Here is a 25,243-nt window from a genome sequence, read left to right as displayed (position 1 = left end):
CCACTTGCTCTACTTGGGGAGACCCCAAGACCGCAGTGGCTCCTCTACGCCAGTCCGAAAAGGCTCATCACCCCCGACACCTCGACTTGACAGACGGTTTCCTTTCCCCTGAGTCCCAGGGTAGTAGTTTCTAAGCATAGTTATAGGAACGCCGACAAATTTCTAGCCATTCATCTAACATTACTTCTTTATTACTATCAGGGTAGATTCGGTATGAGTAGTTTAGAGTGAGCATGAATCCATGTTAGCACACAATAAAGAATATGCTAACATAAATTATCGGACAAGGCCGATGCTCTCGCACGTTGATATATTGGTCGGGCTGTATCCCGACGCTAAACGGCAGTTTCTCCTCGACGGAAAACGGAGGCAGTCGCTCAACTTGGGGTCTCCCCAAGTTGAGCGACTGCCGTCCAAGACCGAACTGCCTCAACATTGCGGCTACTCACCTGCGGTTCGATGCGCCCCGCTCGTTTATAGCGCGGGACTTAGCCCGACATTTAAGTTAAAATTTGAGGTGGATCCCATCAATGGGACAAATATGATAGGTTCTTAAGCTCTATCATAATTGATCAAAGATTCGATCACTTCTAACTCTCGTAATAGGGTAGTAGTAAATATGTAGTGATAAAGGAAATTAGTTAATTTTAAAATGTTGATTTTTTAAAGTTTATTTACTATTTTTACTAATTAGTTATATAAAACGAGACAAAAGAACTCATTGATAAGTTACTCTAAACAATGAATTTGGTTAGCTTTGGATAAAAAGACTAGAGAAATTGTCGGCTGTTATGTTGGAGAACGAGGAGAAATTGGAGCTAAAAGACTTTGGGAATCTCTACCATCTGTTTATAGGCAATGTGCTGTTTGTTATACAGACTTTATCTTTCTCTAAAAAAATAGAAAATCATATCGGAGCTATCTGGAATTTTATTCATCATTATAATTTGGCGATCGCCTGTAAATTATAACATCACTACTTTTACAGGACTACCTCGGGGTGAAATCTGGGATGCGTGGAGATGTCTATTGTGGTTGAATTAGGATTGAGCGTCGATTTTTCCCTATTCCCTATTCCCTATTCCCTAACCCCTAACCCCTGTCCACACTTTAACCTGGTTGTCACCTCCTCAGGAGAGGGAATCTTTACTCACCGGCTTTAAATACTCAGCAGTAACTTTTTATGACATTTGATTCATCCCATTTTCAACAAGAAGTAGATTCTCAACAACAATCAGAACTTAGTATTAATACAAACCTCAAGGAATTAGCTAAAAAGCGTGGGTGGCTCTTCGAGGTTATTACTCCTCCAAGCATTCAGATTAGCTATCCTTCAAATACTATTGAAGAAGACATACTGTACGTTATTTCACATTGGTCAGAGCTTCTTACACACACTTCAGAAGAACTTGTTAAACTTGGTAGAGAAGAATATTTTTATCATCTTCATTGCGTCACAAATTATGAAATTGGCGAAACCTTTAGATGTTCTATCCCTCGTGCTTTAGTTGTAAACCAGACTGGATTAGTGATTACGTCTGATCGGGAAATCATTTGCCAATCTATTGAGGGTCAAAAAATAAATATTAATTTAAAAGCCAGACAAATAAAAGACAAATTTAACGATAGTGAGATCCTTTCAGGAACATACATATCGCTCTTATCTTACTGGAGCCATAGCCTAAACTTTGCTCATTGGCTGATGGATTGTCTGCCAAAACTTGCTCTGATAGAATCTTTAGATAGCATTGCTAAGAAGGATTTAAAGTTTATTATTCCTGATGGCTCACCCCATTATATTGTTGACTCTCTCAAACTATTGAGCATTCAGGAAGAGCAAACAATACAAATCCAAGAAGAAAGCATCACTGTTGAAAACCTCATCCTGTGTCGTGCAGCAGAAAAAGCAGGTAGACCCCAAAAAATGCACTTTTTAGCGATCCGAAATAAATTGCTCTCCTCATTTATAGATGAAGAAAGTGTCCGTTTAGCCTCAACACGAATTTATGTTTCTCGCTCTCAATCTTCGAGAAAGATAGTTAATGAAGAGGAGGTATTACAGATTTTAATAAAATACAACTTTCAGGTTATACACTGTGAAAAAATGAGTTTAGCTGAACAGATTAGGATTTTTTCCGAGGCGGAAATTGTTCTTGGACCCCATGGAGCAGGAATTTATAACCAATTTTTTTGTAATTCAGGAACCAGTATTATTGAAATTTATAACAAAGAATACTGGCATCATTCATCTCGAATTATTTCTAGCTTTATGGGACACAAACACTGGCATATTTTTGGAGAAAATGTCAGCAGTGATTGGCAAACATGGGTCGATCCTTTAAAGCTAGAGAAAGTCTTATCTCTGGTATTACATGACATAAACAGCAAAATTTAGAGATATTCACAAAATTTGGTTGATTTACTTCAAGAAGGGTGTATACTATTGAAAGAAATTAATTTGTAAGTAAATTAAATTTAAACGAAACTCAATTGTGTTGCCAAAAGGAGATATAAAAAATGAAAAAGTCTCGCAGAACTCAAGAAGAACTAAGTCGTAACTTGACAGGTTTTGAAGGAGATTCCTATATTGAAGAAGAAATCAAAAAACTGGTTCAGAAATTTGAGATAAACACCATAATTGAAACAGGAACTTTTCTAGGAGGGACAACCAAAAAATTAGCCCAGCTTGCTAATCAGGTCTATACGATCGAAGTAGATTCAGAAAATATTCCTGAAGCTACAGAATATCTCAAAGATTCAACTAATGTTACTATTATGGAGGGCTGTAGTCCCGAACTCTTAAGGAATTTGCTGAAGCGAGATCATGGCAATACTTTGTTCTACCTGGATGCTCATTCCCATATTGAGACACCTTTGCTTGATGAACTAAAAGCGATCGCTGAAGCAGAAATAAAACCAGTTATTGTTATCCATGATTGGAAAATTCCCGATCGTCCTGACTTGGGATACGACTCCTATAACGGTCAAGACTATACATTTGAATGGATTAAGCCAAGTATCGAGGCAATTTACGGTAATGAATATGCTTACTATTACAACGATCAAGCTGAAGGAGCAAAAAGAGGGGTAATTTACATTCATAGCAGTTCATAGTGTAACAAGAAAAGTACAAGATCGTTGATTTCAAGTCATTGCTAGTTTTGTAAAACACAGGCTGAATAGATTACAAATTAATTCAAAGATCATGAAGATTCTATCCTTTAAACCTGGTCACGATGGCACCATTGTTTATCTCAATGAAGGACAACTGATGTTTTCCTTTGAAGGTGAGAAAAACTCTTTCAGAAGATATTCTGCTGTTACCGTCAATCTTTTTGTGGAGGCGATGTCTTACCTCAAAGAACTGCCTGAAGTAGTGGCAGTAAGTGGTTGGTACAAAGGAGTAGGTCCGTTAGACAATATATCCACCGTAAGTGATAGCGGTTATGATGGTTTAGACAACATTCTGTCTGAAAACTCAACTTTTCTAGGCAAGGATATCAAACGATTCTCCTCTTCTCATGAACGTTCCCATTTGATGTGTTCTTATGGGATGTCTCCATTTGAGCAAGGAAGACCTTGTTATGCACTGGTTTGGGAGGGGGTACTTGGCAACTTTTACAAAATTGATAAAAATGTTAATATCACTTCCCTGGGTCAAGTTTTGGAAGGGCCAGGTTCTAGATATAGTTTTCCATATTGCGTAGCCGATAGGTCTTCTAATGGAGGAACTGGACAAGGAGGAAGTTACCTCTCTGCCGCCGGAAAAATGATGGCTTTAGCAGCTTTTTGCGATCATTCAACACCCAATGATGAAGAAATGAAGTTCATCAACCTCATCATGAATCATCCTAGTGAAATTTGGAAACTCACTGACAAAGATTTCGCCTGGTCTTCCTTCTTAAATATTGGCGTAGAACACCCTCAATTTAAAAATCTAGCTGGAAAAATATCCGATCAGATTTTTGATGTTTTCTATAAGTTTGCCAAAGAGAATTTGACAGAAAAGCTACCGCTACTTATTAGTGGTGGGTGTGGATTAAATTGCGATTGGAATACACAATGGAAAAATTGTGGTTTATTTCCAGAAGTTTTTGTTCCTCCCTGTACAAATGACAGTGGTTCTGCTATTGGAACAGCGATAGATGCCCAGTTTTATTATTCTGGTAACGCCAAGATTAGCTGGGATGTCTATGCGGGAACAAAGTTTATAGAAGACATCAATTGTGATGGTATGTTTGAGGTTTACGACTTAAATTATGACCAGGTTGCCAAATTCATTTATGAAGATAATATTATAGCTTGGGTGCAAGGGAAATATGAAATTGGGCCAAGAGCTTTGGGAAATCGGTCACTGCTCGCTTCTCCCTTCCAAGAGGAAATACAGGCTAGATTAAATCAGATTAAGAAACGAGAAGGGTATCGCCCCATTGCTCCAATTTGTTTAGAGGAGGACGTATCAGAACATTTTGATTGGTCAGATCCTAGTCCCTATATGCTCTATTTTCAGAAGCTTAAAACAAACCAGCTAAAGGCAGTGACTCATGTGGATAATACTGCAAGGGTTCAAACAGTAAATAGTTCACAAAATCCCCAGCTACATGAATTATTAATGGCATTCAAAGGCTTAAGTGGATTTGGAGTTCTGTGCAACACTTCCTTGAATTTTTTGGGAACGGGTTTTATTAACGAGATGAGCGATCTTGTTTACTATGTCCAACAACAAAAGCTAGATGGTTTTGTTGTTAACAATAAATTCTATGTAGCCAGGTAGCTCGTAAGCTAAAACGCATTTACAATGCGTTTTAGCAAGGCAAAAGGCAAAAAGCAAAAGGCTTTCATGGAAGAGGATTGTAGCTTTTTTCTTGCATTTAACCAATAAGCAGTTTAAATGCACAACAGCTTAGTAAGGAAGGTAATTGATTAGGGAATAATAAAGCCTGTAGTTGTGATCAACAATCAAAACAAATCCCATGACTCATTTTGGTCTTATCTGTCCATCAGCATCTGGGCATCTCAATACAATAATTCCTTTAGGTCAGGAGTTAAAACGGCGTGGTCATCGGGTTACATTAGTAGGAGTTCCCATCACTAAAACAGGGTTTCAAACACAAGCAAAAACTTTGGCTGAAGGTTTGGAATTTCAAGCAGTTTGGCAACCTGACACTCCTGAATCATCTCTAGAGTATAATTCGCCAAATGTAACCCAAAAATTTCAATTCTCGACTCTACTTTCTAAACAAAGGGAAATTGATTCTCTGCGAATCAAGATTGGTTGGATACCGGGACAGAGCATAGTTTATCAAGAAAAGTATTTAACCCATGCTCCAGCAGCTATTAAGTCAGCAGGTATAGAAGCACTGTTAATTGATTCAAAAGCTTCAGCAGGGGCAACAGTTGCTCAGTATCTTGACATTCCTTTTGTCAGCATATTTAGCTCAGTAATATCCCATTCTGAAGCTACTGTTCCTCCTTTTGATACAACTTGGTCTTACGATTCTTCATCGTGGGGAATTCTGCGGAATCAAATTGGTTATGTATACCTGAAAAAAAGAGAAGCTTCTGTCTTGAAGGTGATTAATTATTATCGTCGAAAGTGGAATTTGCCTTTACTTTCAAGTTTTGATGATGATTATTCTCCATTAGCTCAGATCAGCCAACAAATTGCCGAACTGGAATTTCCCAGGCAATGCTTGCCAAGATATTTTCATTTTACTGGGCCATACCATTATTCAGGAAGCCGAAGTCCCATCTTTTTCCCATATAATAAGTTAACAAATCAGCCGTTAATTTATGCTTCTTTAGGAAGTATGCTAGGTGGTCTTCAGTGGGTCATAGAAGTGATGGCTTCTGCCTGCAAAGATCTGGATGTTCAGTTAGTGATCTCACGGGGAGGAATAAATAATTGTGATTTTCCTGGGGAACTTCCTAAAAATACCTTGCTTGTCAATAATGCTCCTCAATTAGAATTACTGCAAAAAGCAACTATGACAATTACTCATGGAGGAATTAATACAGTTTTAGAAAGTTTATACAATGGATTACCTATGGTAGCAATTCCATTATTCAGCGATCAACACGGTATGGCTGCAAGAGTTGCGTGGGCTGGTTGTGGGGAACTTATACCTTTGAATAAACTTACGGTAAAAAATCTTCATAAGACGCTGAAGAAAGTTTTAGTGGATGATTTTTACAGGAAGAGAGCTTTAGATTTACAAGTAGTTATTAAGAGGTCAGGAGGTGTGGAAAAAGCTGTTGATATTATTGAAGAGGCTATATCAACGAAAAAACCAGTGTTAGCCCGTTAAGTTTAGTAAATTAGGTAAGATTCAGTTGTAAAGAGGCATAAAATTTAAGTCATCTAAGTCCTTGTGCAGTCATGTTAATAAGAGGAGTTTAATCATGCAAACTACTGGATATTCTGGAAAATCTAGCACTAGCCAAACTAACTTTAATCAAGTTGAGCAGAAAGTCGCTTTTTTCGAGAAAGAAGGCTTTGTCGGGCCATTTACCCTGGGTCAAACTCCTAGTTTAGTGGCTCTACGCGATGCTATGAGTCAAGCTATTGAAGAAGCTCAAAATCAGGAGCAAAAAACCTCATCTTCTCCAATGGAAAGTCATGTGATGGATCGCAGGATTGCTCATACTACATCTAAGTTAGTGTATGACCTATCTACAGAGCCGCCAATTTTAGATGATGTGGCCGATTTTCTGGGACAAAATCTTCTATTTTGGATGGCAGAGACTATTTCTAGAGAGCCTGGTCATGATGGTCATATTGTAGAAAAAACTGGTCAAATTTGGCATATTGATGTAATTAATGGCTGGATCAAAGGCGTTCATGTGTCGATCGCAGTAACTGAAATGACCATGAAAACGGGTTGTCTGTTGGTTATCCCTCGAACCCACAAGTATGATGCAGACCTTGTGGTCTTGGCAGAAGCAGGAGAGTGCGATCTCACCGACGCTGGGAGTATGATCAAGTTGGCTGATCGAATGCACCCAGAAAACGCACCTCACAAAATTGAAGCCATACAGATGAAAGCAGGTCAGTACTGCTTTACGAGAGGTGGAATTTGGCATGGTGTTAGTCAAAATAACGACTCTCGAACCCGCTTCGGTCTTGTGGCTCGTTTTGCCAAACCTGATGTTGAGATCAAAGGGTTTAGTGGAAATCCGATTCCTTGCATCATAGTTCGTGGTGAAGATTCTTATCACTTAAATCTTCTTACAAATCCACCAGAAAACTCCTAGAAAAACTATAGCGTTTCTCAAACTCATGAGGTACAGTGACAGCGATAGCTAAATCCAACAGCGATCGCTAAACCCAAACAGCGATCGCTAAACCCAAATAGCGATCGCTAAACCCAAACAGCGATCGCTAAATCCAACAGCGATCGCTAAATCCAAACAGGGATGGAGCCCTCAAAGGGCAATTCAAAATTTTCTGGGGTAATGGAAGGCTCTTGAGACTTACGATACATTTGTTCTAAATAAAGAGGTGTAAGGGTTGGCTACGAATTTTAGCGGGTTTGCTGACACTTATAGTGATCTTTTTTCCCCACTGAGTGCGACTATAACCTTTATTGTATCAGGCTTTTATCCTTATTCAGCAAACCATAAATAAGTTGTCGGATTTCTTCCTCCAAGAAATTATTTTCAAAAGCCAGTGAACAACGGTAAGGCATTTGTTCTAGGGAGAGAATTGCTTTATACAATCCTTCCAGCCACAACCTCGCTTTTCGGGGAGAATCATTACTGAATCACAGATAAGCTTTTTCAATTCCCTTTTGTGCTTCAGGTTGTATGACGATTTGATACTTTTGGCTCATTGAGAACTGTCCAGTTTATCGAACAATTCAGAGAAGAAGTCCTCTCTCTGCCTTCTTGCCTTTGCCTTGTTTCATCTCTTCGATACCGCGCTTGATTCCTTTAAGCGTCTCAACCAATTCTGCCGCCTCAAGAAGTGCTTGATAGGATTCAGCATCTTGCACAACGAGTTCTGCCTTTCCATTAACCGTAAGCACCAAGGGGTGTTTGGTTTGCTTGAGATACTCGATAAACTCAGTCGTATTTCGTTTAAACTCAGTTAGAGAATGAATGTCTTTTGAAAGGTTAAGCATTACTTTCGCATATAATACGCATTTAATTAGATGCTACCACAAAATAAACTTCCTCATCGCTAAAGGGGTGCGATCGCGTATTTATACATCAATTATTTTAGCGTAGAAAAATATAAGACTTTAACAAATCTTGCATTGAATCTGTTTTACCCTCATTGAAATAAAGAGGAAGTTTGACAATTTTTTTCTTTTCAGAACAGAGACCTTCCCAATTCCTAGCCTATTAGATAAAATAGCGAGATAACTTTTTAAAAAGTATAATGATAGAAAGCGTAGTAAGTTCAGCCAATGAAACTCAAAGTTAAAAATCAGTTAACCGTTACGAGAATCGCAATTTTAGGGACTCAAAAACTAAATAAATGGAAATCTGACGAACTTGATTTAATTGCTTTGCGTTTGGGACAACTACGCTCTGATTTGTGGAACGAGTTCGGGTCATTAAAAGCCTGGGGCGTTTCTAAATTTGAGATTGACAAACAGCTACGCACGCGGCGTGTCGACGGACAGAAGCTTCTGTCCGCGCGAACCGCCGCATCGAAAGACAAGTACCAATTACCCGCTAAGTTATGGGAAGCAACCCTCTATGACGTAATTGATGATATCCATTTAGTTCAGGCGGCTTGTGTCGAAAAGGTGATGAAATATTTGGGTCAATCGTTCCAACCGTTTCAGGCTAAAAAAGGAGTTTTACAACTTACGTTAGAGAGCCGTGAATGGTTGGAACACCCCAAACTTTGCACCTTGGTTAGAAAGTTTTGGTATCGAGGTCACACAAAAGTTTGCAACCAAATTATTATAAAGGCTTTTGACACTAAAATAGACGACAAAGGTGTGGTGTGGTTGCGTTTTGGTGGACTAACGAAAGGTAAAACCCTCAAGCTACCAACGACCTTACCAACAGAAGTAAAATGTCAGTTAAGGTTAATCAAGCGAAATGGTAGATGGGAAATACATTACACGACTAATATCCAAAAAGCATCAAAAAAGACTGAAGGTAAAATAATTGGATGTGATAGGGGTTATACAGAAGTTTATGCAACATCTTCTAATGATGGTGCTAGATTTTTAGGTAATAACTTTGGTAAAATCCAAACAGAAGAAACTGATTACAGAACAGCAAAACAAGTTAAACGGAACAAAATAAGGTCAGTTTTTAATAAAGCTATTTCTCAAGGGAATGGTGCTAAAGCCGATAGAATTAAGCGCAATAATCTTGGCTTTAGCAAGTGGAATAACAGAGAAACATCTTTTAAAGGTAAGATTCAAACAATCGTTTTTACTGCTACACATGACTTGATGACAAATGCAATCAAGGTAGCTTTTGAAGATTTGACGGAGCAAATAAAAAGCAAAAAACCCATGAGAAAGCGTATGAAAAGAAACGTTTCTTCATGGTGCAAGGGAATAGTTACAAATGCTCTAAAACAAGTTTCAACCCGTACAGGTTGTACGGTTGTTAGTGTCAATTGTGCATACACATCACAGCTTGACTCCAGATTTGCTACCTTAACGGGCAGTAGAAATGGTGACAAGTTTACCGGACACGATGGGGTTGTGATGCACTCAGACACTAACGCTGCTGATAATGTTCTAGCAAGAATGAGTGATGTTGAAATCACTCGATACATGAAGCATTCCGATGTAAAAGTAATCTTGCTAAAACGGACTCAGAAGTTTCAGGATTCTTTGTTGAAAACTGAGGCACCGTCGGGTAAGGATAAACCCCAGACTCTAGAACCTACTCGTAAACTTACGAGTAAGGTCAATCAGAGAGCGAATTATAAGCAATTGACGCTATTTGACCTTGGTTAACTACGTTATTTGTATATCCCTAACATCTTGGCATAGATATTTTTTCAAGAGATCTGGTGTAATTAATGTAAAATTTTACTGAATTGCGTTTTAATGAAATTAAGGATGAATCAACTGCTATGGTCAATAGTTTCAATGAATGGTCTACCCTAAAAGAGGTTGTTGTTGGTTCCCCCATTAACTACGATACGCAGGATTTAGAATTATCCTTTAAGGTTTTCTTTCACGATGTTGCCTATTCAGCATTTTGCTATCCCTATTACGAAACTAATGGTGCAAGTGATCGTCCCAATGAAACTCAGGAATCTCAGGGCCTTGTCACTCATACCCTCAAGAGAAAATACTTAGAAGAGTTGAACGAAGATGTTGAGTCACTGGTAAGCACTTTGCAGCAGTTGGACATTAAGGTGCATCGACCGATTGCTCTGAGTAAAGCCATAAAATTTGAGACACCTTACTGGAAAGCTGACTGTATTCCCGCCTTAAATATTCGAGATCAAGCGATTATTTTTGGCAACGAAATCTTGGAAACTCCGCCCCAGGTTCGCGCTAGATATTTTGAAAATGACTTGCTAAAGCCAATCTTTTACAAATACTTTGAGCAGGGCGCAAAATGGACGAATATGCCAAAGCCCATTATGACAGATAAATCCTTTGACACCTCCTACATTTCGGGTCAAAATGTGCCGGCGATGCAGAAAGTTTATCCTCAAAATGAATCAGAATTTGATATTGGTCATGAGATGATGTTTGATGCCGCTCAGTGCATCCGCTTTGGCAAGGATATTCTGATCAACGTGGCAACTAAAAATCATTATCTGGCCTATCAATGGTTGCAGCGACATTTTGAAGGGCAATTTAATTTTCATATGCTGTATCAATTTGCTGACAACCATATTGACAGCATTATCCTACCCTTAAAGCCCGGTACGCTGCTGCTACGTAATCCCCAGTTTTTGAGTCGCTTACCTGCGCCACTACAAAAGTGGGATATCATCTACCCACCAGAGCCGACGGAGAACATCTTCCCCACCTACGAAGATGATGATTTGATCCTCACCACAAAATACATTGATTTAAATGTATTGTCGATTGATGAAGACAAAATCATCGTTAACTCTTTATTTCCAGAACTGATTAAAACACTGGAAAAGCACGGGTTTACCCCCATTCCTGTACAGCATCGACATCGAAGAATTTTTGGCGGCGGGTTCCACTGTTTCACCCTCGATACCGTTCGTGAAGGTTCTCTGGAAGACTATTTTAGCTAAGTCCATTTTTGATTTTCAGTTATATTATTTTCGATTTAACTTTTTGATTTTCAGTTATGTTGTTTTCGATCTCTATTGCTTTTTTGGCAGTTTGTTCAGTTCTCATCGGGGCTATGCTTCTGACCCCTTTTCCTCATTGGCCTACCTACCTTAGAATCTGGCACCATGTGCTGTTTGATCCAGAGCCATCAATTAGCTTTAAAGATAGGCAAAAGCAGGTTTTCTATTTACTCAACTACGCATTTAAACTGCCATTTATCGCCCTTTGCTGGTGTCTTGATGACCTACTGTTTCCTCAATATCGACTACAGACGATTCGTACTCCTGTTTTTATTGTTGCTCAACCCCGTAGTGCTACCACATTTCTACACCGAACCCTTGCTTCCGACGAAAAAACGTTTTTTGGCATTCGACTGCTAGAGTGGCGCTATCCCTCCATTCTACTGCAAAAGATCTTGCAGTCAACAGGCTTTTTAGAGCGGATGAGCCTGGTGAATTACTGGGGAAACAATCACCAAGCAGATCTAACTGAAAAAATGCATTACAGCTATCTGAATGACTACGAAGATGATGGCTTTTTGTTTGAAGAGTGCTTTTTCCATCAGTTTTATGTGATTAATCGCTTTCCTTATCCTAAGCTACTAGAAGATATAGATAACTTTGCTAAGCTTTCCCGTAAAACCCAGGAGCGAATGCTACAGACTCAGTACAAGGTAATTCAAAAGGTTCTGTACTTGCGGGGTAGAAATCTCATTTACGTATCCAAGGATAATGAATGTCTCCAGCGAGTGAATATAATGAAGTCACTCTACCCCGATGCCCTATTTGTGACAATTACTCGACCATCAGAAAAGTTTATGAACTCTTATCTGACTTTAATCTGTCAGTCAGCTTATTGCAAGTCGGGTGTCGATGTAACACTGATTCCAAATTGGGAGCCAATGCAGCGAACTGTGCGAGTTGAAGCGGCGCACCAAACCATTGAGTTTTTCGATAGTTTATCCCCTGAACAAAAGCTTGGTTTCTCGTTTGATCGACTTACTCAAAATATCAAAGATTCTGTGGAACTTGTTTATCGCCAATTGGGTCTTTCCCTGACACCAGATCAAGCCGAATATCTAAAGAATCTAGATACCCAGCAAAACTTGCGAGATGCGGGATATAAGACTAGTTCTCAGGAATTTCAGGAGTTTGAGTTTTTTGATCGGTTTGCGGCTGAGGTTGACAAAAACCATGAAGCCCTGCTGAAATCAATTAATCTCATTAAGTAGGGTTTGCTGAAAAAGTGTCTCAAAAATTTAGGCTGCTTTTAGCAGACAATTTTCTTCTCCATCAATAATTTTTACTGCTATATTTTGGTTGTAAACATAATTTTTTTTAATGTTATTTTCTTGGTTTAGTTCAATAGTTTTGCTATTAAATAATAAGGACAAATAAAGCGACAAAAACTGCCGCAGCAGTCTGGAAAGATTGACCACTAAAAAAGTGATAGCGATAGATGTTTCCAAGGCAAAAGGCAAAAGGCAAAAAGAAAGAGAGTTGTAGCTATTTCCTTCAATTTAACCAATAAGCAGTTTAAATGCACAACAGCTTAGCATCTAAAATTAGTTTACCTTGATTTTGTATTGCTTCTCTTTTTTCTTGGGTTAAATACTTTTTTTTATTTCCTTTTCTCTTGTTTCTTGACCTCTTTTGACCATTTTTTCATTGATTTTATTAACCAATTCTACATCAATTCTTTTTCTAAATCGCCTTTGATGGGGAACAAGAAAGTAAATAAATTGCCTTTATTCGCGATTTTAACTCGCGAATAAACTTCCTATTTTTACAAAAATGGGATGCTCCCTCTGCATTATTATAAAGTATTTCACTAGCCTTTCTTAAACAAGCGTCAAGCTCTTTTCTTTCAGATGGAGTCATAACAAGATAATTTTCCGGTTTACACCCCTATTATGTCAGATTTGAAAGACTGTGATAAACATTTAGATTTTACTTCGCGATAATTATTCGCGAATTTAAAATTCACTCACACTGTCGAATTACAAAAATGGGATGCTCCCCTTAGATTTCTGGAAACATTTTCTGCTAAGGCCGCGGTGCAGCCAAAATTATTAGGGGGTTGGGTTGGGATAACGGGCATGAATCTGGTCGATGGCGGCTAGGATTTCTTGAGATAATTCGATATCGACACAGATCAGATTTTCTTTTAGTTGTTCGATGGTAGATGCCCCGACAATGGTACTGGTAACAAACCAGCGCGAGCGCACAAACCCCAGTGCCATCTGCACTGGAGTTAATCCATTTTGATGGGCAAGTTCCACATAGGCTTGGACTGCTTCCTGAAAGTTTGGTTTACGGTAGCGCTGGTCAAAGCTTGGAAACAAATCAACTCTCGATCCGGTTGGCGTTTGGGCAATATATTTACCTGAGAGATGACCAAAAGCCAGGGTACTGTAGGCCATTAATCCCACCTTGTTAAAACCACAGGCTTCCGCCAAATGAATCTGAAAAACTCGGTTGGTTAAGTTAAAAGCATTCTGAATCGAGACAATTTTGGGTAATCCAAACTGTTGAGCCAGATGGCAAAACTCACCTACTCCCCAAGGTGTCTCGTTACTGACACCCAGATAGCGAATCTTTCCTGCCTGAACCAGCCCTCTCATAGCTTCCAACTGCTCTAGAATTGGCACAGTCTCTCTTTCATGGCAGGGGTCGTAATCGGGAGAGCCAAACAACGGCACATACCGATCTGGCCAGTGGATTTGGTAAAGATCAATATAGTCCGTCTGTAGTCTTCGGAGGCTGCCGTCTACTGCTTCCTGGATGTTCTTTTGGTCAATTCGATTTTTCCCCTCCCGAATCCAGGTCAACGGTAAGATTCTGCCGATGGACGGGCCTGATACCTTAGTAGCGATAACCAGCTTATCCCGTGGCTGTTTGCGTAACCAGAAGCCAATATATTCCTCCGTCTTGCCTTGGGTTTCTGCACAGACAGGTGCCGGATACATTTCTGCCGTATCAATGAAATTGATCCCCTGAGAAACTGCATAGTTGAGTTGTGCCTCGGCCTGTTCCAAAGTATTCTGCTGGCCATAAGTCATGGTTCCCAGACAAATTTCAGAAACCACCAAGTCACTATCACCGAGTCTTTTGTATTGCATTAAACTTTTCCTCTCAGAACAAGCTATATTTCCTAAATGAAGCACTTGCCCAACAACTTACTTATTCCCTGTTCAAGATGCCTAAATCCCAACCACCTTTTGCCAAGTGATTGGCTGATCCACCGTTCCAAAGGTTTGTTCGTCGGGGTCAAAAGAGTCTGGAGCAAGGTAGGTTCCGAAGAGGCGATCAAAAATGGTGAAATAGCTACCCATATTGTAGGCACCAACTTGAGTATGGTGCAGGCTATGGTAGCGAGGGGTAACAAAAATCCACTCCAAAAGCCCCATCCAAGAGTGCCATTTCGCATTTGAGTGAGTCCAATTCTCGTGAAGAGCACCGAACAACCCTAAATAAAACATAACTTCTGGGGGAATTTCGAGGATTGGAAAGGCCAGAAATCCCACTTGGAATAAAAAACGGCTGGTGAAACTGGTTCTTTGGGCAGCCAACCACCACAACTGTTGAATGGAGTGATGCCAAAGGTGGGTTTGCCAGAGATATTTATTATGGTGCATCCACCAATGAAAAACGTAGTAACAAAAATCCTTAATGACATAGGCGAAAATGACCCGCACCCATAGAGGCAGGGAAAGTACCTCGAACCTGCCGAGCCATTCCATTAGAAAGGGAGGGATTAAAAACTTAACGATATCAGCGTAGGCATAAGTAATAATGATGATAAATACAAGTGATATCAGGGCAGCACCAAACTCCTTGAGAAATTCTTCGGTATAGCTAATGTCTCTTAGCGGATCAGGCTTTTCCCAGAGTAGCCAGATCAGCCCACCCGTGACAAAAATTGCTAGCCACCCGATCATAATTTGTGTAATCATTTCTTCTCCCGACTATCTAACCATTCTTACTTTTGCCTTTTGAGGGCCGCTTGGCGGCACTAGACCCCAATGATTTTGCGTGGTGTAACGACTGCGTTGTCTCCCGATGCAAACTGTATTTGGTCAAGGGCTACTTCTTCTGGGTCAACATAGGTACCAAAAAGACGGTCAAAGATGGTCAGCAGAGCGCCTAAATTTTTGGTGACAGAGCCGGTTTGGGAGTGATGTATGCTATGAACTCGAGGAGTGACATAGAACCACTCGATGAACTTCATCCAAGAACGCCACTTAACATTCAGATGAATCCAGTTATCATGGACGATGTAGTGAATTCCTACAAAAATCATAATTTCAGGGGGAATTCCCAACAATGGAAAGGCCAAAAATCCCACCTTGAAAAGTAGTACGTCCGTTAAACTTTCTCGTTGGGCAGCCAACCACCAAAGCTGATCAATGGAATGGTGCCAGTTGTGAGTGAGCCAAAGGATATCGTTTGTGTGCTTGATCCAATGAGTTAGATAAAAACTAAAGTCTTTTAAGATATAGGCAATCAATAAGCGCATCCACAAAGGCCAAGATAACAACCCCGTCCAACCAATAAAGGTCATCACGGACGGAGAAATAGTTAGTTTGACCAGTGCTACAAAAAAATAGGCAAGAATAATACTGTACACTGCGGAGATCATGGCAGCACCGAATTCTCTGGGAAAGCAAGAGCGGTATGCAACTGGTCGCAGAGGATCTTTAATTTCCCAGAGCCAAAACAGTATTCCCGACGCAAAAAGGGCTGATAATCCGATCAGCGTTTGAGTAATCATAGTCCACCTCACGTTAGCAATAGGTCTGATGATTTATATGGTTCAGATTATTCCCAAAATGGGTAATCTACGTATCCTCGTTCATCACCACCCGTAAATGTTGGACGATGATAGGGATTGAGGGAGGCATTGAGAGCAAAGCGTTTAGGTAAATCAGGATTGGCAATAAACAATCTACCATATGCGACTAGATCAGCATCACCCTGATTAATAATAGCCTCTCCCGTGTCGCGAGTATAGCCCCCTGCCGTTATTAAGGTCCCGCTATATAGGGGTCGAAAATGGTGAACACCAAGCTGTACTTTTTTTTCGGTAAAGTCGTCATGACTGCCTTTAATTCGGGGTTCTACAATATGGAGATAAGCAAGCTTAAATTGATCAAGCTGAGCCACTACATTATTAAATAAAGCTTCCGGGTTAGAGTCATTCATATCCTGGAACGTACTACTTGGAGACAGACGCACACCTACCCTATATGGTCCCCATACCTCAATAACGGCGGCAGTGACTTCCATTAGCAAACGGGCCCGATTTTCAATACTGCCCCCATAAGCATCGGTGCGATGGTTACTGTTATCTTGCAGAAACTGATCCAGTAAGTAACCACTGGCACTATGAATTTCCACCCCGTCGGCTCCTGCTCGCAAGGCATTTTCAGCAGCCTGACGATATTGGGCAATGATGCCAGGAATTTCGCTGCTTAAAAGTGATCTCGGAACAACAAAGGGAACTTCATCTTCGGTGGCGGTTAACGCGGTTTCTTCTCCAGGGGCGATCGCACTAGGACCAACAGGTAATGCACCATGAGGTTGTAAAGATGGGTGAGAACACCGTCCGCCGTGCCACAGTTGGAGAAAAATGCGCCCACCCCGGTCGTGTACGGCTTGAGTAACCAATTGCCAACCAGCAATTTGCTTAGGGCTATAAATTCCGGGCGTCCGTGGAAGACTGGTGCCTTGGGGAGAAATTTGGGTGGCCTCGCTAATGATCAACCCCGCAGAAGCCCGTTGAGCATAATACAGAGCATTAAGGGGAGTCGGCGCGAGATCATAATCAGCTCGTCTGCGAGTTAGCGGAGCCATCACCATGCGATTCGGTAGCTCCAAATCTCTAAGCTTTAAGGGTTGCAGTAGTTTGAGTGAATCCATTTCGGAAATTTCCATAAATGAGAAGTAGTATCAAAGGCTTTTCGATAAGACTTTTGCCAGAGTCCCAGAAAAGCGTTATAGTCTGTTTTTGCTTTGTTTCCATCCTCCTCTGCCTCCTCTGCGACCTCTACATCCTCTGCCTATCTTTCTACAATGCCACCTTTTAGTATCAGGGAGTTGATTGCCTTGTACATCCTGAATTAAGCACTTGTCCAATTTGGCTGTGAAGGCGGCAACTTCTAGATTTGGGTCAAAGTAAAAGCTCCAGGAGGCAATTTTGCCGTCTTCATCTAAAACAATGAATTGGGCATCTTCAACCTCAAAAACTTGCTGAGTTTGTTTGCAGAGTTCTTGAGTATGAGAAATGATACAGGCCTTATTGCCCTCAACAATAAATTCCTGTAAATCATAGCTTAGAAGTTCAACGGTTTTGGCCCGAATTTCAAAGGCTTCGGCCACTGCTTGACGTCCCACTCTCCTCCCAAGATAGGGGATCACCTGATTGTATTCGTTCTGGGGAGCATAGAAAACAACAGTTTCTGATAAGCCGTTCAGAACAGCTTCAATATCATCCTTTACCCAGCTTTCAAACCACTGTCTTAAAATTTTGGTTGTTTCTTCAGTATCCATGTAAAGCATCAGGTAAAGCTAAATTATAGTTTGCTAATTTCACGCCATTTACGCCGAGGTTTTTCGGTCAAATTATTATCTGTTTTTAGATTACTTGATAAATAACGCATTAACTGCAGCTTTTCTTCAATGTTTAAAGCTTCAGATTGACTCATTAACTCATTTAATAATTCTTGAGACATAATTAATAATTCCCCTTTAAATTAGTGAACATTATTTGGTTTTAACCCAGAAGTTTAGAACCCCTGGTCTTATTTAAACAGCAAAACTGGAAATCTTTTTAACGATTTAGGAGAAAAGCGCACATAGACCGCTACAATAAGCTACTGCAACCATGAGACTTACGACAATAACTGATCACCCCGACACAGACAAAGCACTATGGCAAAAGTTCTTGTATCCGACCCCATTGACCAAGTAGGCATTGATATCCTCTCCCAAGTAGCGCAAGTAGACGTTAAAACAGGGTTATCCGCCGAAGAATTGGTCAAAATCATCCCTGAATACGATGCCCTCATGCTTCGTTCTGGAACCCGCGTAACTAAAGAGATTATTGAAGCCGGAACCCAACTCAAAATCATTGGACGGGCTGGTGTCGGGGTAGATAATATCGATGTACCGTCTGCCACTCGTCAGGGTATCGTCGTAGTTAACTCTCCCGAAGGTAATACCATTGCGGCGGCTGAACACGCCCTAGCTATGATGTTATCCCTATCCCGTCATGTTCCCCAAGCCAACCAATCCATGAAAGCTAATAAATGGGATCGTAAGAATTTTATGGGGACAGAAGTCTATAAGAAAACTTTGGGCGTGGTAGGCTTAGGAAAAATTGGTTCCCATGTGGCCAACGTGGCTAAAGCAATGGGCATGAAAATATTAGCCTTTGACCCCTTTATTTCTCAAGACCGTGCTGAACAGTTAGGATGTACCCTAGTTGACCTGGATTTACTCTTTGCTGAATCCGATTATATTACCCTTCACGTTCCCAAAACTCCCGAAACTACCCACCTCATCGGACGGGAGGCTTTAGCTAAAATGAAACCTACCGCCCGTATAATTAACTGTTCTCGTGGGGGTATTGTAAATGAAGATGCCCTAGCAGAAGCGGTAGAAGCTGGTCAAATCGCAGGGGCCGCCCTCGATGTATTTGAAGAAGAACCCCTCGGAGAATCTAAACTGCGAGGTTTAGAAAGTGTAATTTTAACCCCCCATTTAGGCGCGTCTACGGCTGAAGCGCAAGTAAATGTAGCGATTGATGTAGCTGAACAAATCAGGGATGTATTATTAGGCTTAACTGCCCGTTCGGCGGTCAATATTCCCGGTTTAACCCCCGATGTCATGGAAAAATTGCGCCCTTACCTGAAATTGTCCGAAACTTTAGGTAATTTAGTCGGTCAACTGGCCGGAGGACGTATTGAACGCTTAACCGTTCGTTTTCAAGGAGAACTAGCCACTAATAAAACTCAACCCTTAGTTGTGGCCGCCATGAAAGGACTGCTTTCTCAAGCCTTACGAGAACGGGTTAACTATGTTAACGCCGCGATCGAAGCTAAAGAACGAGGTATACGCATTATCGAAACCCGTGACGCTTCGGTTCGTGACTATTCTGGTTCCCTTCATCTGTCGGCCCAAGGTTCAATGGGAGAACATTCTGTTACGGGTGCGCTTTTGAGTGACGGCGAAATCAGGATCACTGATGTAGATGGATTCCCCATTAATGTGCCACCGAGTAATTATATGTTATTTACGGTACACCGAGATATGCCAGGGATTATTGGGCAAATTGGCTCTTTATTGGGTAGTTTTAACGTCAATATTGCCAGTATGCAAGTAGGACGGAAAATCGTTCGCGGTGATGCAGTTATGGCAGTGAGTCTTGATGATCCCTTACCCGAAGGATTATTATCTGAAATTACCAAAGTCGCTGGTATTCGAGACGCTTATACAGTTAAGCTGTAAGTATTACACAAATCAGTTATCAGAAATTTTGGTTTGAAAACCTCCCCCTTTTAGGGGGATAGAAATAAAAATATTCGTTGCTTCAAGCTATGGACTTGTTTGCGGTAGTAACTGATAACTGATAACTGATAACTGGTAACTGTTCACTGTTCCTCATACCCCATTCTCATGTCAACAAGCTGGTGGGAAATTACAATTTTATGTCACCCTGATTTAGAAGACTCCATTTTTTGGCGATTAGAAAAATTTGGCTGTTCGGGCATGGTTCAGGAAATTAAGGGAAAATCTTACGTTATTCGGGCTTATGTCCCCCAACTTCAGTATCAATCTCTCGATTTGTCCGCCTTATCCCTTTGGTTACAACAAGACGCACTCATTCTCGAATTACCTCAACCTCTGGCCCGTTGGAAGTTAATCGATGAAGAAGATTGGGCCCAAAGTTGGAAACAACACTGGGAACCCACAGAGGTAGGGGATCTATTTTTGATTTATCCAGCTTGGTTAACCCCCCCTGAAAAAAGCGATCGTTTGATTCTTCGTCTTGATCCTGGGGCTGCTTTTGGTACAGGAACCCATCAAACTACTCAACTGTGTTTAGAGTCCCTAGAAATGCGATTATCTAAGCCCACCAGTGGACTCACTGTAGCTGATATCGGTGCCGGATCAGGCATTCTTTCCATTGGTGCTATATTATTAGGTGCGGCTCAAGCTTATGCGGTAGATATCGATCCTCTGTCGGTGCAAGCAGTCCTTCATAACCGTCATCTCAACAACATTAATCCTTCTTCCCTTGTGATTAATCAAGGGAGTATTGAACAATTGTTAGAATTAGTGCCAGAAGGAGTAGACGGGATTATTTGTAATATTTTAGCTGAAGTGATTATTGAATTAATTCCCCAATTCTCTAAACTAGCTAAACCTAATGCTTGGGGCATTTTAAGCGGCATTTTATTAGAACAGTCTCAAGCGATCGCCGATACCCTAGAACAACATGGATGGATAGTGGCGGCCCTTTGGAAACGTCAACAATGGTGTTGTTTTCAGATTCGTATGGCCCAAGCTTGAGAATTAATACTATTAAGCACTAAAACCGTAAATTTTTGGTAAAATTCAAAAGTCGGGAAAAAAACTCAGCATAAGTGACAATTATGGCAGATACAATAAAAAAAGGTACTTTAGTTCGTGCCGTACGGGACAAACTAGAAAATAGTCTAGAAGCAAAGGCCAGCGATTCGCGCTTTCCTCCCTATCTATTTGAAACTAAAGGAGAAGTCGTAGATTTCAATGATGAATATGCGTTAGTCAAATTCTCCGTTCCCACACCGAATGTTTGGTTACGCATCGATCAACTAGAATTAGCTTGAGTTTGCTTAACTTTGAGTATATATGAATGTCTCTGACGATTCTTTTCTGACTTGTCAATCGGCAAGGGTTTCTGTTATTGGGGCCGGTAATGTAGGCAGAACCCTAACTCAGCGTATCGCCGAGAAAAATCTGGCTGATGTGGTGTTATTGGATATTATCGAAGGATTACCCCAAGGAATTGCCCTCGATTTAATTGCAGCCCAAGGCATTGAGTTACATAATAGCCAAATTATCGGCACTAATAGTTATGAGGACACCGCAAACTCTGATTTAGTGGTAATTACGGCTGGCCGTCCTCGTACTCCAGGGATGACACGAGACGATTTGACCCAAATTAATGCCAAAATTGTCGTTAACGCGGCTCAACAAGCCATTAAATACTCTCCTAATGCGATTTTTTTGGTGATTACCAATCCCTTAGATGTAATGACCTATCTCACGTGGAAAGCAACTGATCTACCCCCATATCAAGTGATGGGAATGGCAGGAGTATTAGATTCTTCCCGTCTACAAACCTTTATTGCGATGGAGTTGGGGATTTCTACTGCCAATGTTACCGCGATGGTGTTGGGAGGCCATGGAGATTTAATGTTACCATTACCTCGTTATTGTACCGTTAATGGCATTCCCATTACGGAACTTTTAGACGAAATAACCATTAATCGATTAGTGGAAAGAACCCGCAACGGAGGGGCAGAAATCGTCAAATTATTGCAAACAGGGGGGGCTTATTATGCACCTGCTTCTTCCGCTTGTTTAATGGTAGAAACTATCTTAAGAAATCAGTCTCGACTCCTACCGACGGCAGCTTATTTGCAAGGGGAATATGGGTTAAATGATATTTTTCTAGGGGTTCCCTGTTTATTAGGATGTAGTGGGGTAAAACAAATTTTAGAAGTGACTTTGACTGAAATTGAAAAACAAGCATTAAATACTTCAGCTACATCTGTACGGAAAAATATTCAATTAGCTTTAGAAAGTTTAGGAATGAGTTAAAAAATCAAATCTTTGTTCTGTTCTTTATTAACCTCAATGTCTGAAAATCAAGATTATAAAGTTTGGCAAAAAGCCGAAGTCTCTCAAGCTTTTTTAACAGGAGTTAGAGGCGCGATTCCCTTAGCTAAAGAACAAATTGAAATCATTCTTCGTCTCATCAATTTAACCCAATCTAAGGTTAATAATTTTCTGGATTTAGGTTGTGGCGATGGAGTTTTAGGAAAAGCTATCTATCAAGATTATCCTGATGCTACAGGCTGTTTTCTAGACCTTTCAGATGACATGATTCAAGCAGCACAAGATAATATAGGAATTCAATATAAATCTAATTTTATTACTCAAAACTTTGGTGAAAATAACTGGATAAATTCTCTGAGTGAAGATGCTCCATTTGATGTAATTGTCTCAGGTTTTGCTATTCATCATCAACCCGATAAGAGAAAACAAGAAATTTATCAAGAGATATATCAAATTCTGAAACCTGGGGGATTATTTCTTAATTTAGAACATATTGCTTCTCATTCAAAGTTAGGTGAAAAAGCATTTGATGAGCTATTTGTTGATTCTCTTTATGCTTTTCATCAAGATAAAGAACCTCACAAATCAAGAGAAGAAATTGATAAACAATATTATAGTCGTGCTGATAAAACTGCTAATATTTTAACTTTAGTCGAAACTCAATGTGAATGGTTAAGAAATATCGGTTTTGTTGATGTTGATTGTTTTATGAAAATATTTGAAATTGGTTTATTTGGGGGAATACGTCCTAATTAAAATACTCTCCTGTACTTATGCTGATATAAAATCTTACCTGATTGTAGGGTGGGTTAGACGCGGCAATGATTTTGAGGAAAAACTAATAAGTTATTATTCGCGTCGTAACCCCCCCGTTGAAATATTGTAGCTCCAGCACACAATTTCTACCAAGATTTCGGGGGAACCTATTAGGCCCCTACGATGTACCGTATTGAGTTAAAAAATTCTGTACTTTCTTCTCTTACCAGTATTTAAGAAATATCTTTAACCAAGATTGTAGTGTCTGAGCGCGTCGTTTAACAGTAGTTTCTGAAAGTGCTGGACATACTGCCATTAAAAATTCAGTCGCTCTGTCAGTCTGAATCTCTGAAAGATCATTCGCATTTTGCCTAGGATTTTGAAATGAGGGAGGCTGCGCTTCAGGTCCGACACCACCTTGCTGACTCGCGTTTTTAACAAAGCGTTTAGCCTTAGCAAAAGCCATGTTTCTTTGTGCTTGTTGAGACTCATTACATTGTCCTTCAATATTTCTCTTGTGTGTTAAGCTAGAAAAGTTGTCTAAATATCGCACATCTGGGACTTCGGGTGTTTCTTGTGAGAAATACACCTAGATGGAGGATAAACCCGAATAGGAGTTCATATTAATATGCCAGTTGTTTCTCTCGCTGAATTGTTAGAGTCTGGGGTACACTTTGGTCATCAGACCCGCCGTTGGAACCCGAAAATGGCCCCGTATATTTATACGGCCCGCAACGGGGTTCATATCATTGACTTAGTGCAAACCGCCCAATTAATGGAGGATGCTTACGATTATGTGCGTAAATCCGCCGAAAAAGGCAAAAAGTTTCTCTTTGTAGGGACAAAACGTCAAGCAGCAGGAATTATCGCTCAAGAAGCTTCCCGTTGTGGAGCAAACTATGTTAACCAACGCTGGTTAGGAGGAATGTTAACCAACTGGGAAACTATCAAAAATCGGGTAGAACGGCTCAAAGAATTAGAGTCTATGGAAGAAAATCGACAGATTGATCGTCGTCCCAAAAAAGAAGGTTCTGTACTACGTCGAGAACTCGGTAAACTGAATAAATACCTGGGAGGCATTAAAACCATGCGTAAACCCCCAGATATTGTCGTAATTGTTGACCAAAGACGGGAATATAACGCAATTCAAGAATGTCAAAAATTAGGCATTCCTATTATTTCTTTACTAGATACCAATTGTGATCCCGATTATGCGGATATTCCCATTCCGGCTAATGATGACGCTATTCGCTCAATTAAGCTAATTTTAGGCAAATTAGCTGATGCGATTTACGAAGGTCGTCATGGTCAACTCGACTCGGAAGAAGATTATGAAGAATTTGAAGATAATCTCGAAGAAGGAGAGTACGAAGATTATGAAGAAGAAGACGAGGGCGAAGAAATAGCGGCTGAGTCTCATGGACAAGAAGACGATGAAGAAACAGAAGCTTAGTCAGACAAAAGACTAAGATTTAAGAGACACTGATGAGGGAACAACTCCCTTGTCGTGTCAAGATATTAGTAGAGTAGGAACGTAAGTTAACATGGCGGAAATCTCAGCAAAACTGGTTAAAGAACTCCGAGAAAAAACTGGCGCTGGTATGATGGATTGCAAAAAGGCACTTCAAGAAAACCAGGGTGATATGATTAAGGCGACGGAATGGCTACGGCAAAAAGGTATTACCTCAGCCGAGAAAAAGTCCGGCCGTCAAACTGCAGAAGGTTTAGTGGATAGTTATATTCACACTGGGGGACGTATTGGTGTCCTGGTGGAAGTTAACTGCGAAACTGATTTTGTGGCCCGTCGTGATGAGTTTAAGGAATTGGTACGTAATGTGGCGATGCAGGTAGCTGCTTGTCCTAATGTAGAATATGTGACGGGTACGGAAATTCCTGAAGCAATCGTTGCTAAAGAGAAAGAAATCGAGATGGGCCGAGAAGATTTGGCCAGTAAACCTGAGAATATTCGAGAAAAGATTGTTCAAGGACGCATTGAAAAACGAATCAAAGAATTGTGTTTGATGGATCAACCTTTTATTCGAGATCAAAGCGTTACTATTGAAGAATTGGTTAAACAAACTATTGCTCAATTGGGGGAAAATATTCAGATTCGACGCTTTACTCGATTTGTTTTAGGGGAAGGTATCGCAAAAGAAGAGACTAATTTTGCTGATGAAGTTGCGGCTCAAACTGCTCCAACTATTCAGTCTCCTGAACCTGCGGTTGAGGAAATCGTTGAAGCTGTAGCTCCTGAAGTTGAGGAAATACCTGAAACTGTTGCTGCTGAACCTGTGAAAAAAGCTGAAACACCTCCACCTAAAAAGGGTAAGAAGAAAAAGTAAACTTTTCTCG

General features: G+C 40.5%; 23 protein-coding genes and 4 pseudogenes. 16 read left to right on the top strand and 11 right to left on the bottom strand.

Going from position 1 to position 25,243, the window contains the following annotated elements; all coding sequences use genetic code 11:
• Window positions 1-133: 133 nt before the first annotated feature.
• Window positions 134-235: pseudogene (locus AsFPU1_RS13240) on the bottom strand (helix-turn-helix domain-containing protein); the annotation flags it as partial.
• Between the two features lie 510 nt (window positions 236-745).
• On the opposite strand from AsFPU1_RS13240, the pseudogene AsFPU1_RS13235 reads away from it, so the two are divergent.
• The 6 genes and pseudogenes from AsFPU1_RS13235 to AsFPU1_RS13210 form a co-directional block, all read left to right on the top strand.
• Window positions 746-971: pseudogene (locus AsFPU1_RS13235) on the top strand (IS1 family transposase); the annotation flags it as partial.
• Window positions 972-1,183: 212 nt separating this feature from the next.
• Window positions 1,184-2,395: a glycosyltransferase family 61 protein gene (locus AsFPU1_RS13230; RefSeq protein ID WP_124971128.1), complete on the top strand. Its 1,212-nt coding sequence runs from the start codon at window positions 1,184-1,186 to the stop codon at window positions 2,393-2,395.
• A gap of 122 nt (window positions 2,396-2,517) precedes the next feature.
• Window positions 2,518-3,114 carry a class I SAM-dependent methyltransferase gene (locus AsFPU1_RS13225; RefSeq protein WP_124971131.1) on the top strand — a complete coding sequence of 199 codons (597 nt, stop codon included), beginning with the start codon at window positions 2,518-2,520 and terminating at the stop codon, window positions 3,112-3,114.
• A 91-nt stretch (window positions 3,115-3,205) separates the two neighbouring features.
• Entirely contained in the window at window positions 3,206-4,774 is a 1,569-nt protein-coding gene (locus AsFPU1_RS13220; protein WP_124971134.1) for a carbamoyltransferase C-terminal domain-containing protein, read from the top strand.
• Between the two features lie 199 nt (window positions 4,775-4,973).
• Window positions 4,974-6,308, top strand: a complete 1,335-nt coding sequence (locus AsFPU1_RS13215) for a glycosyltransferase (RefSeq protein ID WP_124971137.1) — start codon at window positions 4,974-4,976, stop codon at window positions 6,306-6,308.
• 94 nt (window positions 6,309-6,402) lie between these two features.
• A complete protein-coding gene (locus AsFPU1_RS13210; RefSeq protein WP_124971140.1) occupies window positions 6,403-7,254 on the top strand; it encodes a phytanoyl-CoA dioxygenase family protein in 852 nt (283 codons plus the stop codon).
• A gap of 605 nt (window positions 7,255-7,859) precedes the next feature.
• On the opposite strand, the gene AsFPU1_RS13200 is transcribed toward AsFPU1_RS13210, so the two are convergent.
• Entirely contained in the window at window positions 7,860-8,123 is a 264-nt protein-coding gene (locus AsFPU1_RS13200; RefSeq protein WP_124971143.1) for a type II toxin-antitoxin system Phd/YefM family antitoxin, read from the bottom strand.
• Window positions 8,124-8,411: 288 nt separating this feature from the next.
• Between AsFPU1_RS13200 and AsFPU1_RS13195 the strand changes: the two genes are divergently transcribed.
• The 3 genes from AsFPU1_RS13195 to AsFPU1_RS13185 all read left to right on the top strand — a co-directional run bounded on the left by AsFPU1_RS13195 (window position 8,412) and on the right by AsFPU1_RS13185 (window position 12,477).
• Window positions 8,412-9,935 (top strand): addiction module component, encoded by a 1,524-nt coding sequence (locus tag AsFPU1_RS13195; protein WP_124971146.1) that lies wholly within the window; start codon window positions 8,412-8,414, stop codon window positions 9,933-9,935.
• 83 nt (window positions 9,936-10,018) lie between these two features.
• A complete protein-coding gene (locus tag AsFPU1_RS13190; protein WP_227873353.1) occupies window positions 10,019-11,206 on the top strand; it encodes a hypothetical protein in 1,188 nt (395 codons plus the stop codon).
• A gap of 56 nt (window positions 11,207-11,262) precedes the next feature.
• A complete protein-coding gene (locus AsFPU1_RS13185; protein ID WP_124971149.1) occupies window positions 11,263-12,477 on the top strand; it encodes a sulfotransferase in 1,215 nt (404 codons plus the stop codon).
• Between the two features lie 27 nt (window positions 12,478-12,504).
• Here AsFPU1_RS13185 and AsFPU1_RS13180 read toward each other — a convergent pair.
• The 8 genes and pseudogenes from AsFPU1_RS13180 to AsFPU1_RS22680 all read right to left on the bottom strand — a co-directional run.
• Window positions 12,505-12,726: pseudogene (locus AsFPU1_RS13180) on the bottom strand (IS5/IS1182 family transposase); the annotation flags it as partial.
• Between the two features lie 73 nt (window positions 12,727-12,799).
• Window positions 12,800-12,957 (bottom strand): annotated as a pseudogene (locus tag AsFPU1_RS23140) (IS5/IS1182 family transposase); the annotation flags it as partial.
• A gap of 360 nt (window positions 12,958-13,317) precedes the next feature.
• Window positions 13,318-14,367, bottom strand: a complete 1,050-nt coding sequence (locus AsFPU1_RS13175; protein ID WP_124971155.1) for an aldo/keto reductase — start codon at window positions 14,365-14,367, stop codon at window positions 13,318-13,320.
• Window positions 14,368-14,448: 81 nt separating this feature from the next.
• On the bottom strand, window positions 14,449-15,201 hold the full coding sequence (locus tag AsFPU1_RS13170; RefSeq protein WP_124971158.1) for a sterol desaturase family protein: 753 nt from the start codon (window positions 15,199-15,201) through the stop codon (window positions 14,449-14,451).
• A gap of 59 nt (window positions 15,202-15,260) precedes the next feature.
• Window positions 15,261-16,019, bottom strand: coding sequence for a sterol desaturase family protein (locus AsFPU1_RS13165; RefSeq protein WP_124971161.1), 759 nt, complete (start codon window positions 16,017-16,019; stop codon window positions 15,261-15,263).
• Window positions 16,020-16,066: 47 nt separating this feature from the next.
• Window positions 16,067-17,167, bottom strand: a complete 1,101-nt coding sequence (locus AsFPU1_RS13160) for an alkene reductase (protein WP_172957417.1) — start codon at window positions 17,165-17,167, stop codon at window positions 16,067-16,069.
• A 75-nt stretch (window positions 17,168-17,242) separates the two neighbouring features.
• The gene (locus AsFPU1_RS13155) at window positions 17,243-17,797 is read right to left on the bottom strand and encodes a nuclear transport factor 2 family protein (protein WP_172957418.1); all 555 of its coding nucleotides are present in this window, start codon (window positions 17,795-17,797) and stop codon (window positions 17,243-17,245) included.
• A gap of 23 nt (window positions 17,798-17,820) precedes the next feature.
• Entirely contained in the window at window positions 17,821-17,979 is a 159-nt protein-coding gene (locus AsFPU1_RS22680; protein WP_172957419.1) for a hypothetical protein, read from the bottom strand.
• A 199-nt stretch (window positions 17,980-18,178) separates the two neighbouring features.
• Here AsFPU1_RS22680 and serA point away from each other — a divergent pair, with 199 nt between their 5' ends.
• The 5 genes from serA to AsFPU1_RS13130 all read left to right on the top strand — a co-directional run bounded on the left by serA (window position 18,179) and on the right by AsFPU1_RS13130 (window position 22,891).
• Window positions 18,179-19,756 (top strand): phosphoglycerate dehydrogenase, encoded by a 1,578-nt coding sequence (gene serA / locus AsFPU1_RS13150; RefSeq protein ID WP_124971170.1) that lies wholly within the window; start codon window positions 18,179-18,181, stop codon window positions 19,754-19,756.
• Between the two features lie 168 nt (window positions 19,757-19,924).
• A complete protein-coding gene (gene prmA, locus AsFPU1_RS13145; RefSeq protein WP_124971173.1) occupies window positions 19,925-20,821 on the top strand; it encodes a 50S ribosomal protein L11 methyltransferase in 897 nt (298 codons plus the stop codon).
• Window positions 20,822-20,904: 83 nt separating this feature from the next.
• A complete protein-coding gene (locus tag AsFPU1_RS13140) occupies window positions 20,905-21,120 on the top strand; it encodes an NAD(P)H-quinone oxidoreductase subunit O (RefSeq protein ID WP_124971176.1) in 216 nt (71 codons plus the stop codon).
• A gap of 22 nt (window positions 21,121-21,142) precedes the next feature.
• Window positions 21,143-22,117, top strand: a complete 975-nt coding sequence (gene mdh / locus AsFPU1_RS13135) for a malate dehydrogenase (RefSeq protein ID WP_124971179.1) — start codon at window positions 21,143-21,145, stop codon at window positions 22,115-22,117.
• A 36-nt stretch (window positions 22,118-22,153) separates the two neighbouring features.
• Window positions 22,154-22,891, top strand: a complete 738-nt coding sequence (locus tag AsFPU1_RS13130; RefSeq protein WP_124971182.1) for a class I SAM-dependent methyltransferase — start codon at window positions 22,154-22,156, stop codon at window positions 22,889-22,891.
• A gap of 223 nt (window positions 22,892-23,114) precedes the next feature.
• Here the strand turns inward: AsFPU1_RS13130 and AsFPU1_RS13125 are convergent, their stop codons facing one another.
• The gene (locus AsFPU1_RS13125) at window positions 23,115-23,480 is read right to left on the bottom strand and encodes a hypothetical protein (RefSeq protein ID WP_125061119.1); all 366 of its coding nucleotides are present in this window, start codon (window positions 23,478-23,480) and stop codon (window positions 23,115-23,117) included.
• Window positions 23,481-23,519: 39 nt separating this feature from the next.
• Between AsFPU1_RS13125 and rpsB the strand changes: the two genes are divergently transcribed.
• Window positions 23,520-24,344 (top strand): 30S ribosomal protein S2, encoded by an 825-nt coding sequence (rpsB, locus tag AsFPU1_RS13120; protein ID WP_124971188.1) that lies wholly within the window; start codon window positions 23,520-23,522, stop codon window positions 24,342-24,344.
• A gap of 91 nt (window positions 24,345-24,435) precedes the next feature.
• Window positions 24,436-25,233 (top strand): translation elongation factor Ts, encoded by a 798-nt coding sequence (gene tsf / locus AsFPU1_RS13115; protein ID WP_124971191.1) that lies wholly within the window; start codon window positions 24,436-24,438, stop codon window positions 25,231-25,233.
• The last annotated feature ends 10 nt before the right edge of the window (window positions 25,234-25,243 follow it).

It is taken from the genome of Aphanothece sacrum FPU1 (assembly GCF_003864295.1).
GTDB lineage: Bacteria > Cyanobacteriota > Cyanobacteriia > Cyanobacteriales > Microcystaceae > Aphanothece_B > Aphanothece_B sacrum.
This window is presented reverse-complemented; position numbering and strand designations above follow the sequence as displayed.